We start from the raw sequence: 15,276 nt of genomic DNA, 5'->3' as shown, positions 1-15,276 counted from the left end.
TCCGGGATGCGTGTCGGCGGTGGGCCGTGTGTGTCCGACCTCCATGGTGCCCACCGGTCGGCCTGCCCCCCAGCCTTGGTCCGGCCAGGAACCACTCAGATCTGGACATGGCGAAATCCACCGGCTTTTGTTGAACATGCGCTGGGTTCGGTGCCGACTACCGGATCGTGCTCCTGCCGCCCACCGGCGCGGCCGTCACGTCAAACCTCGGGGTCCGGTTCGCGGTCGACGGCGCTGTCTCGTCGGAGCCGGCGTTCGACACATTGCCGGTGGCCGGGTCCGACCTCTTTCCGCGCACCCGTGTCCCCGGCGACCTGGCCGACGCTGCGCGAAGACCGGCGGCTGTGGCCGGGCGGGTCGCGTCGATCTGCACCGGTGCGTTCGTCCTCGCCGCCGGCCTCCTCGACGGCAAGCGCGACCACGCACTGGCAGGTCACGCACGAACTCGCCTCCCGCCGCAGTGCGGGGCGTTAGCGAGCTCGCCTACCGTGGCCCACTGGTGGGCGACCGCTGGCCTCCGTGGCTCGCGACCAGCGCGTCTGCCACGATGTCAGCGTCAGCCGCCGCGATGTCCGCTGGATACTCCGGCAGCAGGTCGTCCCAGATGACCAGCCACGACCCGTACAGTTGGGTCTGCCCCTCGGGCCGAGCGAAGAACCAGACGTGCAGGTGGGCGCCGCCATCTCCGACGCGGTAGAGGTGGGCCCGCGAGATGTGCGGCAACGCCTGGATGTGGCGGACGATGCGAGTGCTCAACAGCCCCAGTTCGGCGGCCAACTCGTCAGGGAGATCCGCCATGTCGTAGTGATCGCGCGGATGCAGCATGAGCGCCAGGGGGACGCCCACTCCCGGAATCCGGGTCAGCCGCCAGTGATCGTTGAACCAGATTCCTTCGTCCCGGTCCGAGCAGGCGTTGCAGTCCGCTGGATCCTCGCCGTGCCGCGCGGGCTCCGGGAGCACTGGCGGGCGCAACGGCGACACGCGCAGTCCGTCCGGCTCGAACGGACTGATCTCCCATCCCGTCATGGGTGCCAACGGGAGCCGGCGCTCGCTGTCCGTTCCGGCGACTGCGTGGTCATAGAACTCGTCCGGTCGCAAGGCCATGCGACGAAGACTAGTACGACAAGATCCCCAGTGATCGATAGCCCCGTTGTGGGGCCTGACGAGAGCGGGCCAGGGGGCTGACGCCCGCACAGGAAAGCTTGACGACAAGCAGCTTAGCGGTAAGCTAGTTGCAAGCTAATCCGTGGAGGGATCGTCATGACGTACACGGCGCAGTTCGGCGCGGTCAGCGCCGCGCACCATCCGGAAGCCGCGCAGGAGCGGGCGGTAATGCGCTCCGGCACGATCGGCCGGTTCATCGCCCCTGGCAGTGCCACCCAGGGCCGCTTCGGCCTCTACGAGTGGCGGATGCCGGCCAGGGCAGGCGGGGCGGACGCGCACTTCCACCGGACCTTCTCCGAATCCTTCTACGTCGTGTCCGGCACCGTGCGGCTCTACGGCGGGTCGGGCTGGATCGACGGACGGCCCGGCGACTTCCTGCACGTACCCGAGGGTGGCGTGCACGGCTTCCGCAACGACAGCGACGCCGAGGCCGTGATGCTGATCCTGTTCGCGCCGGGCGTGCCGCGCGAGACGTACTTCCGCGAACTCGCCGAGATCTCCGCAACCGGCCGGACCCTGTCCGAAGAGGAGTGGACCGACCTGTTCGCCCGCCACGACCAGTACCGTGCCTGAGGAGGCCCGATGACGACGTACACCGACATGTGGTTTGACCCGAAGTGCCCCTGGGCCTGGAACACCTCCCGCTGGTTGCTCGAGGTCGAGCAGGTCCGTGACGTGCGGGTGCGCTTCCACGTGATGAGCCTGTGGCTGCTCAACCACGGCCGCGAGGTCGATCCCTGGTACCGCGACTGGCTGACCGACACCCTCGGCCCGGTCCGCGTGGTCACCGCCGTACAGCAGAAGTTCGGTGACGACGCGGTCCGCGACCTCTACACCGCCCTGGGCAACCGCATCCATCACGACAAGACGCCGATCGGCCCCGAGCTCTACACCGCCGCCCTGTCGGACCTCGGCCTGCCGGCCGACCTCGCGGCAGCGGCTGACGTGTCCGACCATGACGAGGCCCTGCGCCGGAGCCACGATGCCGGCCTGCGGCCGGTCGGCGAGGACCTCGGCACCCCCGCCATCCACGTCCCCGCCTCCGACGGCACCGTCAATGCCTTCTTCGGCCCGGTCGTGACCCCCGTTCCCCGCGGCGAGGCAGCCGGCCTCCTCTGGGACGGCGTCCTGCTGGTCTCCAGCACCCCCGGCTTCTACGAGCTCAAGCGCGGCAACCGCCCCCGCCCCCGCGTCTCCTGAGTGGCCTAGCAGGGTAAACCCGCGATGCCGTACATCTGATGTATGTGGACCTGAAGCGGTGCCCGTCGGTTGAGCGGCCTGGCGGGCCCACCGCTTGCTTCGTGGCGATCTGCGGTGCTGCTGGCCCCGTTTGCGGGGGATTCTACCCGATCAATCGACCGTTGCCTATTCTGTGGTGCCGGAGTAACCTTCGCGAAACACATCGGATGTCTGGCTGTCTCAGTGTCTGCCGTCGGCCTGCTCAGCGAGGTCGCGGTTGGCGCCACCAAGCGGATCCCAACGTCGGGCTCATAGTTGTCGCGCTTTGGGCTGGCCGGATTGGTCATCGTTTGGAGGATCGATGTCAGACCTGACCCGACGGCAAGCCCTCAAGATCGGCGTAGCTGGCGCGGGTGGCGCCCTACTGCCCCTGCCCTGGACCGCCGTGGCCCGAGGAGACTCGGTGGCGCCGCCGCAGGTGCTCGCGGCGGGGGACCTCGCGCTCTGGTACGACGAGGCTGCCGGCACCGACTGGCTACGGGCGCTGCCGATAGGCAACGGCCGGCTCGGTGCCATGGTCTTCGGCAACGTCGACACGGAACGACTTCAGCTCAACGAGGACACCGTCTGGGCCGGCGGCCCGCACGACCCCAGCAACCCCCGGGGCTTGGCGGCGCTGCCGGAGATTCGACGGTTGGTCAACGCGAGCCAGTGGACCCAGGCCCAGGATCTGATCAACCAGAACATGATGGGCAACCCCGGCGGGCAGTTGGCCTACCAGACCGTCGGCAACCTCCGGCTCGCCTTCGGATCCGCCAGCGGAGCGTCACAGTACGACCGGACGCTCGATCTCACCACCGCCACCGTCACGACGAACTACGTGCTGAACGGCGTTCGTCACCAGCGTGAGGTGTTCGCCAGCGCGCCGGACCAGGTCATCGCGATGCGGCTGACGGCCGACCGGACCGGCTCGATCACCTTCACCGCCACCTTCGACAGCCCGCAGCGCACCACGGTGTCCAGCCCGGACGGCACCACGATCGGCCTCGACGGCATCTCCGGGAACATGGAGGGCGTCACCGGCCAGGTCCGCTTCCTCGCGTTGGCCAACGCGACGGTCAGCGGCGGCACCGTCTCCAGCTCCGGCGGCACCCTGCGGGTCACCAACGCCAACAGCGTGACCCTGTTGATCTCGATCGGGTCCAGCTACGTCAACTATCGCAATGTTGGCGGCGACTACCAGGGCATCGCACGACAGCGCCTCACCGCCGCGCGGGCCAGCAGCTACGACCAGTTGCGCAGCCGGCACGTGGCCGATTACCAGGCGCTGTTCGGGCGGGTCAGCCTCGACCTGGGCCGCACCTCCGCCGCCGACCAGCCGACCGACGTCCGGATCGCCCAGCACAACAGCGTCAACGACCCGCAGTTCTCGGCCCTGTTGTTCCAGTTCGGCCGGTACCTGCTGATCTCGTCCTCGCGGCCCGGCACCCAGCCGGCCAACCTGCAGGGCATCTGGAACGACTCGCTGACCCCCTCCTGGGACTCGAAGTACACGATCAACGCCAACCTGCCGATGAACTACTGGCCGGCCAACACGACCAACCTGGCCGAGTGCCACAACCCGGTGTTCGACATGGTGCGGGACCTGTCGGTCAGTGGCACCCGCACCGCGCAGCTGCAGTACGGCGCTGGTGGCTGGGTCACCCACCACAACACCGACGCGTGGCGGGCCACCTCGGTGGTGGACGGCGCGTTCTGGGGCATGTGGCAGACCGGCGGCGCCTGGCTGGCCACGTTGATCTGGGACCACTACCTGTTCAACGGTGACATCGAGTTCCTGCGGGCGAACTACCCGGCCATGAAGGGCGCGGCGCAGTTCTTCCTGGACACTCTGGTGACCGAGCCGACCCTCGGTTACCTGGTGACCAACCCGTCGAACTCGCCGGAGCTCAGCCACCATTCGAACGCCAGCGTGTGCGCCGGCCCCACCATGGACAACCAGATCCTGCGGGACCTCTTCGACGGGTGCGCCCGCGCGAGCGAGATCCTCAACGTGGACACGACCTTCCGAGCCCAGGTTCGCGCCACCCGGGACCGGCTCGCGCCCATGAAGATCGGCTCGCGCGGCAACATCCAGGAATGGCTCTACGACTGGGTGGAGACCGAGCCCAACCACCGGCACATCTCACACCTGTACGGGTTGGCTCCCAGCAACCAGATCACCAAGCGTGGCACCCCACAGCTGTTCGAGGCGGCCCGTCGGACACTGGCGCTGCGGGGCGACGACGGAACGGGCTGGTCGCTGGCCTGGAAAATCAACTTCTGGGCCCGGATGGAGGAAGGCAAGCGGGCCCACGACCTGATCCGTTACCTCGCCACCACCGCCCGGCTCGCGCCCAACATGTTCGATCTGCACCCGCCCTTCCAGATCGACGGCAACTTCGGCGCCACCGCGGGCATCGCCGAGATGCTGCTGCAGAGCCACGCCGGCGAACTGCACATTCTGCCCGCACTGCCGCCGGCCTGGCCGAGTGGGCGGGTGAGCGGCCTGCGGGGTCGGGGTGGGCACACGGTCGGCATCACGTGGAGCAACGGGCTGGCCAGCGAGGTTCTCATCCGACCGGACCGCGCCGGCACCGTCCGCCTGCGCGGTCGGTTCTTCACCGGCACGGTCACGGTGGTCGACACCGCCGACGGTACGCAGGCTCGGACCACCCGGATCGAGACCGACCTCGTCGAGGTCACCGTGCAGGCCGGGCGCGCCTACCGGGCCACCAGCTCGGGCACCACCACACCCACCCTGGAGCAGAGCTTCAGCAACGCCGGCATCACCAACGACACGAACACCGGCGTCGGGAACTTCGACGGCAACGGGGCCAGCCTCTCCGCGCAGGCCCTGGCCCAGGCCGGCGTCACCCCGGGCAGCACGGTGAGCCGCAACGGGGTCACCTTCCGCTGGCCCAACGTCAGCCCCGGCGTTGCCGACAACGCCATCGCCTCGGGACAGTCCATCAGCGTGACCGGCACCGGACGTACGCTCGGCTTCCTCGCGACCGGCACGTACGGCGCGGTGTCGGGAACCGCCGCGGTGGTCTACGCCGACGGCACCCGCCAGACGTTCACGCTCAGCACGCCCGACTGGTACGGCGGACCACATGCCGGTGGGACCGCCGCCGTCGTGACCGCGTACCAGAACCGGCCCGGCAACCAGCGCCAGGCCACCGTCGCCTGCATCTACTACGTGGGCGTCGCGTTGCAGAGCAAGGCGGTGGCCCGGGTCGAGTTGCCCAACATCAGCGCACGGCCCGCGTCCGGCGTACCGACCATGCACATCTTCGCCATCGCGATCGGGGCCTGACGGGGTCGGAACCTCGGTGCCGCAGGAGTATCCGCGCTCGCGCCTGTCGACCGGGACAGGCGCGAGCGCGGGTGCCGCGCCTGCCGTCCTCAGACCAGGAAATGCTCCCGCATCTTCGCGCCCAGATTGATGCCACCTACCGCCCGAGGGCCGGCGGGGTCGTGCACGGCGAGGGTGTTGTTGCGACGCATCAGCTCACGGACCGGAGGTGGCAGCCGGGGAGGGTCGTCCATGGCGGCGAGGACCTGCCCGGCGCTCGTGATCAGTCGGTCGGCCAGGGCGGCGGCGTCGGTGTCCACCCGCACCCGGCCGTATTCCCAGCCGGCGGTGGTGAGGTCCAGCACCTCGAACACGCGCGTCAGGAGCGGATTCGTGTCGGTCACCCGGTCGAGCCGGCGCGCCTGGCTGCCGAGGACCGCCACGGCGGCGGTCACCTGCGCGTAGGGGTGAAAGCCGGACGGCAACGCGAACAGGGGCCACCGCAGGGCCGGGCCGGCCTCCTTCCACAGCGGCCGGTAGTTACGGCGGTGCACCAGGAGCCGTCGGCCCGTCCGCCGGTGTACGTCGTGGGCCTGGGCCTGTAGGTCCACGTGGGCCTCATCGGCGACCTGGCTCACGATCCGGGCCGCGACCACCAGACCGTCGTCGCTGCTCAGCGTTTCGGTGAGCGCCTCGACCTGCTGGGAAAACCGGATCTGCGCGTGCGCGCCGTATCGGTTCTGGACGTCCTGGAGCAGCGCGTGCTGTCGTCCGGGATCGAGCTGGACCCGCCCACCGCCCAGCAACCGCCGGAGCCAACGCATGTCGCCTCGTTTCAGCAGAGCCGTCGCGGACCGCGGCAATGTTAGTGCGTCGGACCTTCCTCATGTGCTGAAGGGGTGGCTATGTCGTCCACTCTGACCATGATGGCGGTCACCGGCGACGCGGCGTGATCAATCCCGACTCGTACGCCCACACGACCAGCTGGGCACGGTCGCGGCAGTGCAGCTTCGTCATCGCCCGGTTGACGTGTGTCTTGGCGGTCAACGGACTGATCACCATGCGAGCGGCGATCTCGTCGTTGCTCAGTCCTCGGGCGACGAGCTCGACGATCTCCTGCTCACGGGCGGTCAGCACGTCCCGTCCGGCTGCGGGATCGGTCGGCGGCGGGCCGGCAACGAACTCGCTGATGAGCGTACGGGTGACGGCTGGGGCGAGCAGCGCGTCGCCGCGAGCCACGATGGCGATGGCCTGCAGCAGGTCGGTCGGGTCGGCGTCCTTGAGGAGGAAACCGCTGGCGCCCGCGCGGAGAGCGGCGAAGACGTACGAGTCGAGCCCGTAGTTGGTGAGGATGAGGACGTGGATCGCGGCGAGGTCGGGATCAGCGGCGATGAGTCGGGTGGCTTCGATGCCGTCGAGTCCCGGCATCTGCACGTCCATGAGGACGACGTCCGGGCGCAGGCGTCGCGACAACTGGACGGCTGAGGTGCCGTCGGTGGCCTCGCCGACGACCTCCAGGTCGTCCTCGGCGTCGAGCAGCGCCCGGAACCCGGCCCGCATCAGCGCCTGGTCGTCGGCGAGCAGGACCCGGATCATGCCGGACTGAGCTGGCTGGACCTCGGTCACGCCGGGCCGTCCAGCGGGAACGTGGCCCGTACCGTGAACCCGCGGTCGTCGCGGGCGGCGGCGTGCAGCACGCCGCCCAGCCCGGTGACCCGTTCCCGCATGCCACGCAGGCCCACACCCGGTGTCGTCGGCCGGGCCGGTGACGCCTGGCCGTCGTCGGTGACCGAGACGGTGAGCTGCGCCGGGGCGTACTCGACGTCGATGTGCGCGGTGGTGGGGCCGGCATGGCGGGCCACGTTGGTCAGTGCCTCCTGGACGACGCGATACCCGGCCTGGTCCACCTCGACGGGCAGGTCCCGGGGCTGGCCGGTGACGGTCACGCGCACCGGTACGCCGACCGACCGGGTCCGCTCGGCCAGCTCGTCGACCCGGGCCAACCCGACGCGATCTTCGTCGGCGGGAGAGCGCAGGACGTCCAGCGTCGTGCGCAGTTCCCGCATCGCGGCGCTGCTGGCCTCCTGGATCGCCAGCAGCGTGGCCGACGGTTCCTCGCCGTGCTTGCGGGCCAGGTGCACGCCGATCCCCGCCTGCACCTTGATCACGGAGATGCTGTGGGTCAGTGAGTCGTGCAGGTCCCGGGCGATGCGCAGGCGCTCCTCGCCGGCGCGACGCAACGCCATCTCCTCGCGGGTGCGTTCGGCCTCGATCGCCCGCTGCTCGACCTGTTCCAGGTATGCCCGGCGCTGCCGGGCGACGAGCCCGGCGACGTTGGCCGCCAGGAACCAGCCCAGCAGCAGGGCGCTCCGCTCGACGATCTGCTGGCCGGGGCGGCCGGCGGGTGCGACCGAGATGTCGCGGGCCAGGAAGCCGCCGAGGAAGACGAGGCTGGCCAGGACGGCGACCGATCGATGCCCCCGCCAGGCGGTGAGGTAGACCGCGCCGAGGACGGGGAACGCGGCGGACACCCCGGAGTGCACCCGGAGGTGGAGGGCCAGCATGGCGGCGGTCACCGCGATCAACGCCACCACCGGGTACCGCCGGCACACCGCCAGGGCCGCCGCCATGACCAGGACCAGGGCGACGTCGATCACCCGTACCGGTGCGGCGTCCGGGGCGAGCGCGGCGTTGCCGAGCAGGAGGCCGCCGAGGGCGAGGCCGCTGAGGGCGTACGGCAGGTCACGGCGCATGGTCGAACTGTAGAACGACTCTTGTCAGCGGAGCATCCCTCGTGCGCAGTAGATGAGGCGTACCACGGACGCGGTATCGGCGGCGGGCAAGTGCCTGCGGCGGCACGACGTTTTTTCGGTCCGCCGAGACAAGCATCGAGCTCATGACATACCGCTTCTTCACTCCCACCCCCGCGAAGTTGGCGACCGGGCTCACCGCGGAGGTCTACCAACAGTTGCGCGACGAGTTCCTCGGGCCGGTGCCCACTTTCCAGGCGCTGTCGGCCGTGCCGGAGGTGCTGGCCGCGACCTGGGCGCTGATGCGCGAGGCACTGCTCGCCGGCGACACGTCCCGGGTGGACCGGGAACTCGTCGCGTCGGCGGTGTCCCGGGCCAACCGCTGTCAGTTCTGCGTCGACGCCCACGTGCTGCTGATGCACGCGCTGGGTGAACCGAAGCTGGCCGAGGCCATTGCCCGGGGCGGGACGCCAACGGAGCCGAGGCATGCCGCGCTCGCCGACTGGGCGCAGGCGAGCCGTAGCCCCAAGGCCGCCGACTGGACCAGCCCGTACCGCCCCGAGATCACCGCGACGCTGCTCGCCTTCCACTTCATCAACAGGGTCGTCTCTGCGCTGCTCGACCCCGATCTGCTTCCCGGGGGCCTGCAACGCTCCCCGTTGGTGCGGTCGGTCGGAGGCCGGCTCTACGCCAGGGCGGCCCGGGAGCTCAAGGAGCCCGGCCGCAGCCTCGCGCTTCTCGACGCCGGCACGACGGCGCCGCCGAGCTGGGCGGGGGACAGCCCGGTCGGCGTCGCGTACGCGTCGTTGCGGAACGCCGCCATGCAGGGCGGGGACCTTCTGGGCGACGTGGCGCGCCGGACCGTCACGGCCACCGTGCGCTGGGAGGACGGGCGGTACCCGGACCGGCCCGCGGACTGGGCCGTCGACCTGGTCCGGGACGTGCCGGGCGCGGACCGTGTGGGGACCCGTATCGCGCTGCTGGCGGCGTTCGCGCCCAGCGCGGTCACCGTCGGCGACGTCGCCCTCTGGCGGATGTCCCACCCGGCCGACGCCGACCTCGTGCGGCTGGTCGCGTACGGGGCGATCACGGCTACCGATCACGTCGCCCGGGCGCTGTCCCCGGCGCACCTCTAGGAGGCACCATGCGCAAGGCACTCGTCACCGTCACCGCGGTGCTGCTCGTCGCGTTCGTCCTGCAGTTCGTCTTCGCCGCCGTGGGCGCGTTCACCAAACCGGCAGGTGAGGGGGCGTATGCGCTGCACAGCGTCACCGGGATGGCGGTCATCCCCGTTCTCACCCTGCTCACCGCCCTGCTGGCCGTGCTGGCGAAGGCGCCGGGCCGGCTCGTCGGGCTGGCGGTCCTGCCGCTCGGTCTCGTCCTCCTGCAGGCCCTCATCGCCATGCTCGCGGAGGCGTCGACCGACGCTTCGGGCACCAGTACCGCGTTCGGCCTGACCATCGGAGGGCTGCACGCGCTCAACGGGATCATCGCGGTGCACGTCGTGGTCGGTGTCCACCGGGCAGCGCGAAAGCTGGCCGCCCCGGCGCCGGTCGACGCCACCCTCGTGACTGTCCGCGAAGGGGAGCCGGCATGACCGTCGGCTCGCTGCTCACGGCCGACCTCGTGATCACGGTCCTCGCGGTCGCCGGGTGGTTGGGCGGCGGTGCCGCGTCGGCCGTCCGGCGCCGTCCGCTCGCGCTGGGGCTGGCCGGCTTCGCGCTGCTCGCCACGCTCGCCCGCGCGGTCACGATCACCGCGCTCGCCCGCGCCGGCTGGTGGTTCGCGGCAGAGAAGGTCCTCATCGCCGCTCCACTGTCGCTCGCGGCGGTGGTCGTCGCCGGGCCGCGGCTGCTGCGGACCCGGGGCGACATCCGGTCCGCCGCGGTCCCGCTTCTTTTCGCCGGGTACGCCGTGAGCGGCGGCCTGCTCGTCACGGTCCTGCACGGCTATCCGGCGTCGGCGGGCGTAGGGCTGCTCGCGGTCGCCGGGGTCGTCGCGGCGACCGCCGTTACGTGGCGCGTGCTCGGCCGGCGTCCGTCCCGGACGGTGTCCCGGGCGGCCCTCGTGGTGGCGGTCGCGGCGCTGGTGACCGGAACCGGGATGACCGCCGCTCCGGGCGCCGCTCCCGGCGTACCCCATGATCATGAATATCCTGATGCGCGGGCCGTGGGCGAACCGACCAGGCGGTTCACCCTGACGGCCGGGACCGCCACGGTGAGCGTGAGCGGCCGGGACGTCGCGGCGTGGGCGTTCAACGCCCAGGTCCCCGGGCCGGAGTTGACCGCCACCGTCGGCGACGTCCTGGAGGTGACGCTGCACAACCGGGACATCGCGCGGGGCGTCACGCTGCACTGGCACGGGTACGACGTGCCGAACAGCCAGGACGGGGTGCCGGGCGTGACGCAGGCGGCCGTGCTGCCCGGCCAGGAGTTCGTCTACCGGTTCCGCGCCGATCAGGCCGGAACGTACTGGTACCACACGCATGCGGTGTCCGACGTCGGCGTGCGGATGGGCCTCTACGGCGTCCTGGTGGTGCGACCGGCGCCGGCGACCGGCGTCGACGTCACGGTGCCGGTGCACACGCTGGCCGGCCTTCCGCTGCCCGCAGCGAGAACGGAGCCCGTCGAGGCCGGCGTGCCCGTGCGGCTGCGGCTGATCAACACCGACAGCACGACCCACCGGTACGCCCTGGCCGGCACTCCGTTCCGGGTCGCCGCGATCGACGGATCCGACCTGCGGGGCCCGACCTCGCTCGTGGACACCGCCGTGCTGATCCCGGCCGGGGGACGCTACGACCTGGTGTTCACCGCGCCCACCACGCCGGTGGTGTTGTTCGTCGACGGACGGGCGGTCTACTCGACCGGGCCGGTGTCGACGGCGACCGACGCCTGGCCGGTGCTGGATCCGCTCACCTACGGCGTCGGTTCTCCGGTGCCGTGGTCCCGGTACGACAGGCAGTTCACCCTCGTGCTCGACCGCGGCCTCGACCTGCGCGGACTGCTTCCGCGATACGCCCACACCGTCAACGGCGCGGCCGATCCGGACATCCCGCCGCAGGTCGTACGCCTCGGCGACGTCGTGACGCTCACGATCGTGAACCGATCCCTGGTGGTGCACCCGTGGCATCTGCACGGTCATCACGTCCTGGTGCTGTCCCGAAACGGAGTGTCGGCGACCGGAAGTCCGTTATGGCTGGACTCTTTCGACGTACGCCCCGGCGACGTCTGGGAGGTGGCCTTCCGGGCCGACAACCCAGGATCGTGGGCCAACCACTGCCACAACCTGGGGCACGCCGACGCCGGGATGATGCTGCACCTGATGTACTCGTGATCCTCCGTGCGGGGTTTGGTAGTTAGTTGCCCGGGGCAATAGGAGGGCGACGACAAATCCTCTGGAGGACGGCTCTCGTGGAAGTTTCGGGTTTCTTCACCGCAATCATCATCGGCCTGATCATCGGCGCGCTCGGCCGGCTGGTCGTACCGGGCAAGCAGAACATCCCCATCTGGCTGACCCTGCTCATCGGTGTGGTCGCCGCGATCCTCGGCACCCTCGTCGCCGGCGCCGTCGGCGTCGCGGACACCAGCGGGGTCGACTGGATCGAGCTGCTCATCCAGGTCGTCTTCGCCGCCATCGGCGTGGCGATCGCCGCCGGCGCCTACGGCCGCCGCCGCGTGCACTGATCTTCGCGCCACTGCCCGGCCCGATCCCGTTCAGCGGGATCGGGCCGGCGCCCGTTGTGCCGGGCGGACGCCGTTGTCCGGCGCGGGGGAGAGGCAGCACACGGCCCAAATGCTCTCGTATGACAGAGTGGTCCATGCCCTTGAGTGCGTATCACCTCAGAACGTCGATCGCCGTGTCGGACATTCAGAACGCAGTCGCGTTCTACGAAGGCAAACTGGGGCTCCAGGCGCTGCAGTCCGGCCCCAGCGCGGCCGTCGTCGACGGCAGCCGCGTCTATGGTTCTGGTGGCGGGCCGGCGCTGAACGTGTACCAGTCGGTCACCGCCGGGAAGACCCCGGCGACACTGGCGACGTGGTACGTCGACGACATCGACCAGATCGTTGACGAGCTCGCCTCGTCCGGCGTCGAGTTCATCCGTTACGACAAGTTGGAACACGATCCCAAGGGGATCACCGCGCGGGCCGGCGGTGGCCGTATCGCGTGGTTCCAGGATCCGGACGGCAATACCTTCGCCCTCGAAGCGGACGTCTGATCCCCTGTCGGGGGATGCGGCAGGCCGGTGGCTCGGGGGCGAGCAGGCCTGGGTAGTTTCCCTGTAATGACTGAGGACACCTTCCGCTCGGTGGAGATCGAGCGCACCAGCGTGGGGAACTACGTCGCGCGGAATGGTCGCGGCGGGTCGATGTCGTTGGGCACGGGCGAGGACGCCAGCTTTACGCCGGTGGAACTGCTTCTGGCTGCCATCGGCGGCTGCAGTGCGGTAGACGTGGACTACGTCACCAGCCGCCGCGCCGAGCCGACCCAGTTCTCCGTCGGAGTGACTGGCGACAAGATCCGGGATGAGGCCGGGGGAAACCGGATGCAGAACCTCAGGGTCGAGTTCACCGTGACGTTCCCGGCGGGCGCGGACGGTGACAGGGCGCGTGAGGCGCTGCCCAGGTCACTGCAGCAGTCGCATGATCGGTTGTGCACCGTCTCCCGGACCGTCGAGCTTGGCACTCCCGTCTCGGTCGTCGAGGCTGCTGGATCCACCAAAGACTGAAGTGGCGTTGCGCGCCCTGAACGGGTTGACGATCCAGTCGGGTGATCGTCTCTGAGCACGGCTACTCAGGCGCGGTGCCGTTCCGTGAGGTGAGGTGGTGGCATGCGTCGACTGCTGTTCCCACTGCTGATGGTGCTCGCCGTTGCCGTGGCTTGCGCCGAGCCGAATGTCCCGCCGGGCCGGCCGAACCCATCGGTCGCAGAGTCGGCGCCCGCCTCGTTGCTCGCCGACGGCAGTGTCGCGTGGGCTGACCTGAAGATCACGGACGAGGACCTCAACGGGCGTCCGGCCGGCCCGCGGGTCCCGGGCGCCGGAAGCAAGCCGTGCCGGGCGGAGCATCTGGCCGGCCGGCTCACCAGCTGGACGCGGCCCGGAGGCGGCGGTGAGACGCCCCGTGGGATGGACGCCGCTGTCGGCAAGCTCATCGGAGAAGTGGACGTGCGGAACTCGTCAGAGGTCGAGTGCACGTTGCAGGGTGAAGTACCCACCACCATGCTCGCGGGCGGTCGCGAGATTCCCATGCTCTATACGCACGGCATCAACGAAGAGGCTCAGGCCCGGGTGGTCGCCGTGCCCGCCGGTGGTCATGCCAGCCTGCGCCTGGACTGGTCCGGGCCGTTCTGCCAGCCGGCCGACGGGACGCTGGAGCTTGCGATCGAGGTGCCGCACGACGGCGGCACGTTACGCGCACCCATCACTGCCGATGACCGACCCGGTTGCCAGCAGGGCGAGGGGGTCAATCCCAACGCCCGGGCGACGCTGTACGCGAGCGGGTTCACCGAGCAGATCGGGGTGTCGACGCCCCCATCCTCGCCGCTCGACCAGCTCACCGTAACTGTCGCGGGACCGCCAACGGCCGCGGCCGGGTCGCGGCTCCCCTTCCGCGTGACGCTCGGCAACCCAACCGGTGGCCCTCTCGCGCTGGACCCTTGCCCGGGTTATCTGATGGAGCGTTTCTCCCTCGGCGATGCGACGAACGAAGCGGTGAACACTTCTCAGCTGTACCGGTTGAACTGCCGCCCGCTCACGCAGATCCCCGCCGGTGGCACGGCCGTGTTTGAAATGGTCGCCGAAGTGCCGGCCTCGATGCGCGTAGGGCGCGAGCTGACGATCACGTGGAAGTTCTACCTGCCGCACTCGATGCAGCGTGGCAACCAGTTCGATGTCTTCACCCTGAAAGTCGCCTGACGGCAGGCGCCACCCCCAATCGCAGGGGAGCGATCACGCCGAACGGGCGGCTGAGGATCACATTCTCCGACGGATCGAGGTTGAGGGTATGGGAGCGCTCCCGTAACATACCCGACGCGGCCTGTTAACGCTCACAACCATGAGCCCCGTCAATGTGTTGGCCGCCATCCCGTCAGGAGGGTGCAATATGGCCAGATCCAGAGCTACCAATGTCGGCCTGGCGTCGGCCGGCGTCGCTTTACTGGTGTCGACGACGGTTGCGGTAGCGCTGCCAGCGGGGGCCGCGGCCGCGGGCTGTTCGGTGAACTACGCCGTGTCGTCGCAGTGGCAGGGCGGATTCGGTGCCAACGTGTCGATCACGAACCTGGGTGATCCGTTGACCAGTTGGACGTTGACGTGGTCGTACGGCGCCGGGCAAACGGTGACGCAGGCGTGGAACACATCGTTGACGCAGAGTGGCTCAGCGGTGACCGCGAAGAACGTGAGTTACAACGGTTCGGTCCCGACCAACGGCACGGTGTCGTTCGGCTTCAACGGGGCATGGACGGGCAGCAACCCGACGCCGACGAGCTTCGCGCTGAACGGGGTGACATGTACCGGTAGCACGACGCCGACGACCCCGCCTCCAACGACTCCGCCTCCGACAACGCCGCCACCCACGACCCCGCCACCCACGACCCCGCCTCCAACGACGCCGCCTCCCGGTACGTGCAATCTTCCGTCGACGTACCGGTGGTCGTCGACGGGTTCGTTGGCGAACCCGAGGTCGGGGTGGGTGTCGCTGAAGGACTTCACCGTGGCTCCGTACAACGGTCGGCAGCTCGTCTACGCCACGACGCACGATTTTGGTTCGTCGTGGGGTTCGATGAACTTCGGTCTGTTCACGAACTATTCGGAGATGGCTTCGGCCAGTCAGAACGCGATGAACTCGG

Annotated in this window: 15 protein-coding genes; 11 read left to right on the top strand and 4 right to left on the bottom strand. The window is 69.8% G+C overall.

Annotated elements, in window-relative coordinates; all coding sequences use genetic code 11:
- Positions 1-483: 483 nt before the first annotated feature.
- Positions 484-1,104 (bottom strand): hypothetical protein, encoded by a 621-nt coding sequence (locus ABZT18_RS24565; protein ID WP_354996530.1) that lies wholly within the window; start codon positions 1,102-1,104, stop codon positions 484-486.
- Positions 1,105-1,260: 156 nt separating this feature from the next.
- On the opposite strand from ABZT18_RS24565, the gene ABZT18_RS24560 reads away from it, so the two are divergent.
- The 3 genes from ABZT18_RS24560 to ABZT18_RS24550 all read left to right on the top strand — a co-directional run bounded on the left by ABZT18_RS24560 (position 1,261) and on the right by ABZT18_RS24550 (position 5,701).
- Entirely contained in the window at positions 1,261-1,737 is a 477-nt protein-coding gene (locus ABZT18_RS24560) for a cupin domain-containing protein (protein WP_354996529.1), read from the top strand.
- A 9-nt stretch (positions 1,738-1,746) separates the two neighbouring features.
- Positions 1,747-2,364, top strand: coding sequence for a DsbA family protein (locus ABZT18_RS24555; protein ID WP_354996528.1), 618 nt, complete (start codon positions 1,747-1,749; stop codon positions 2,362-2,364).
- Between the two features lie 340 nt (positions 2,365-2,704).
- The gene (locus ABZT18_RS24550) at positions 2,705-5,701 is read left to right on the top strand and encodes a glycoside hydrolase family 95 protein (protein ID WP_354996527.1); all 2,997 of its coding nucleotides are present in this window, start codon (positions 2,705-2,707) and stop codon (positions 5,699-5,701) included.
- An 89-nt stretch (positions 5,702-5,790) separates the two neighbouring features.
- Here the strand turns inward: ABZT18_RS24550 and ABZT18_RS24545 are convergent, their stop codons facing one another.
- The 3 genes from ABZT18_RS24545 to ABZT18_RS24535 form a co-directional block, all read right to left on the bottom strand.
- Positions 5,791-6,504: a hypothetical protein gene (locus ABZT18_RS24545; protein ID WP_354996526.1), complete on the bottom strand. Its 714-nt coding sequence runs from the start codon at positions 6,502-6,504 to the stop codon at positions 5,791-5,793.
- Positions 6,505-6,613: 109 nt separating this feature from the next.
- Positions 6,614-7,276 (bottom strand): response regulator transcription factor, encoded by a 663-nt coding sequence (locus tag ABZT18_RS24540; RefSeq protein ID WP_354996626.1) that lies wholly within the window; start codon positions 7,274-7,276, stop codon positions 6,614-6,616.
- Positions 7,277-7,302: 26 nt separating this feature from the next.
- Positions 7,303-8,433, bottom strand: a complete 1,131-nt coding sequence (locus tag ABZT18_RS24535) for a sensor histidine kinase (protein ID WP_354996525.1) — start codon at positions 8,431-8,433, stop codon at positions 7,303-7,305.
- A gap of 143 nt (positions 8,434-8,576) precedes the next feature.
- Between ABZT18_RS24535 and ABZT18_RS24530 the strand changes: the two genes are divergently transcribed.
- The 8 genes from ABZT18_RS24530 to ABZT18_RS24495 all read left to right on the top strand — a co-directional run.
- Positions 8,577-9,566: a carboxymuconolactone decarboxylase family protein gene (locus tag ABZT18_RS24530; RefSeq protein ID WP_354996524.1), complete on the top strand. Its 990-nt coding sequence runs from the start codon at positions 8,577-8,579 to the stop codon at positions 9,564-9,566.
- Positions 9,567-9,574: 8 nt separating this feature from the next.
- On the top strand, positions 9,575-10,027 hold the full coding sequence (locus ABZT18_RS24525) for a DUF6220 domain-containing protein (RefSeq protein WP_354996523.1): 453 nt from the start codon (positions 9,575-9,577) through the stop codon (positions 10,025-10,027).
- Complete coding sequence (locus ABZT18_RS24520; RefSeq protein WP_354996522.1) at positions 10,024-11,763, top strand: multicopper oxidase family protein; 1,740 nt, start codon at positions 10,024-10,026, stop codon at positions 11,761-11,763. Before ABZT18_RS24525 ends, ABZT18_RS24520 begins: the two co-directional genes overlap by 4 nt.
- A 77-nt stretch (positions 11,764-11,840) precedes the next feature.
- Complete coding sequence (locus tag ABZT18_RS24515) at positions 11,841-12,113, top strand: GlsB/YeaQ/YmgE family stress response membrane protein (RefSeq protein WP_354996521.1); 273 nt, start codon at positions 11,841-11,843, stop codon at positions 12,111-12,113.
- 173 nt (positions 12,114-12,286) lie between these two features.
- Positions 12,287-12,646 carry a VOC family protein gene (locus ABZT18_RS24510; protein WP_354996520.1) on the top strand — a complete coding sequence of 120 codons (360 nt, stop codon included), beginning with the start codon at positions 12,287-12,289 and terminating at the stop codon, positions 12,644-12,646.
- Positions 12,647-12,712: 66 nt separating this feature from the next.
- A complete protein-coding gene (locus tag ABZT18_RS24505) occupies positions 12,713-13,156 on the top strand; it encodes an OsmC family protein (RefSeq protein WP_354996519.1) in 444 nt (147 codons plus the stop codon).
- 102 nt (positions 13,157-13,258) lie between these two features.
- Positions 13,259-14,344: a hypothetical protein gene (locus tag ABZT18_RS24500; RefSeq protein ID WP_354996518.1), complete on the top strand. Its 1,086-nt coding sequence runs from the start codon at positions 13,259-13,261 to the stop codon at positions 14,342-14,344.
- Between the two features lie 187 nt (positions 14,345-14,531).
- Positions 14,532-15,276: non-reducing end alpha-L-arabinofuranosidase family hydrolase (locus tag ABZT18_RS24495; protein WP_355252601.1), on the top strand; the 745-nt coding region annotated here is incomplete at its 3' end.

The sequence above is a fragment of the Micromonospora sp. NPDC005291 genome (assembly GCF_040607415.1).
In the GTDB taxonomy this organism is placed as follows: Bacteria; Actinomycetota; Actinomycetes; order Mycobacteriales; family Micromonosporaceae; genus Micromonospora.
Note: the sequence above shows the minus strand (reverse complement) of the source record. Positions and strands in the feature narration are given on the sequence as shown.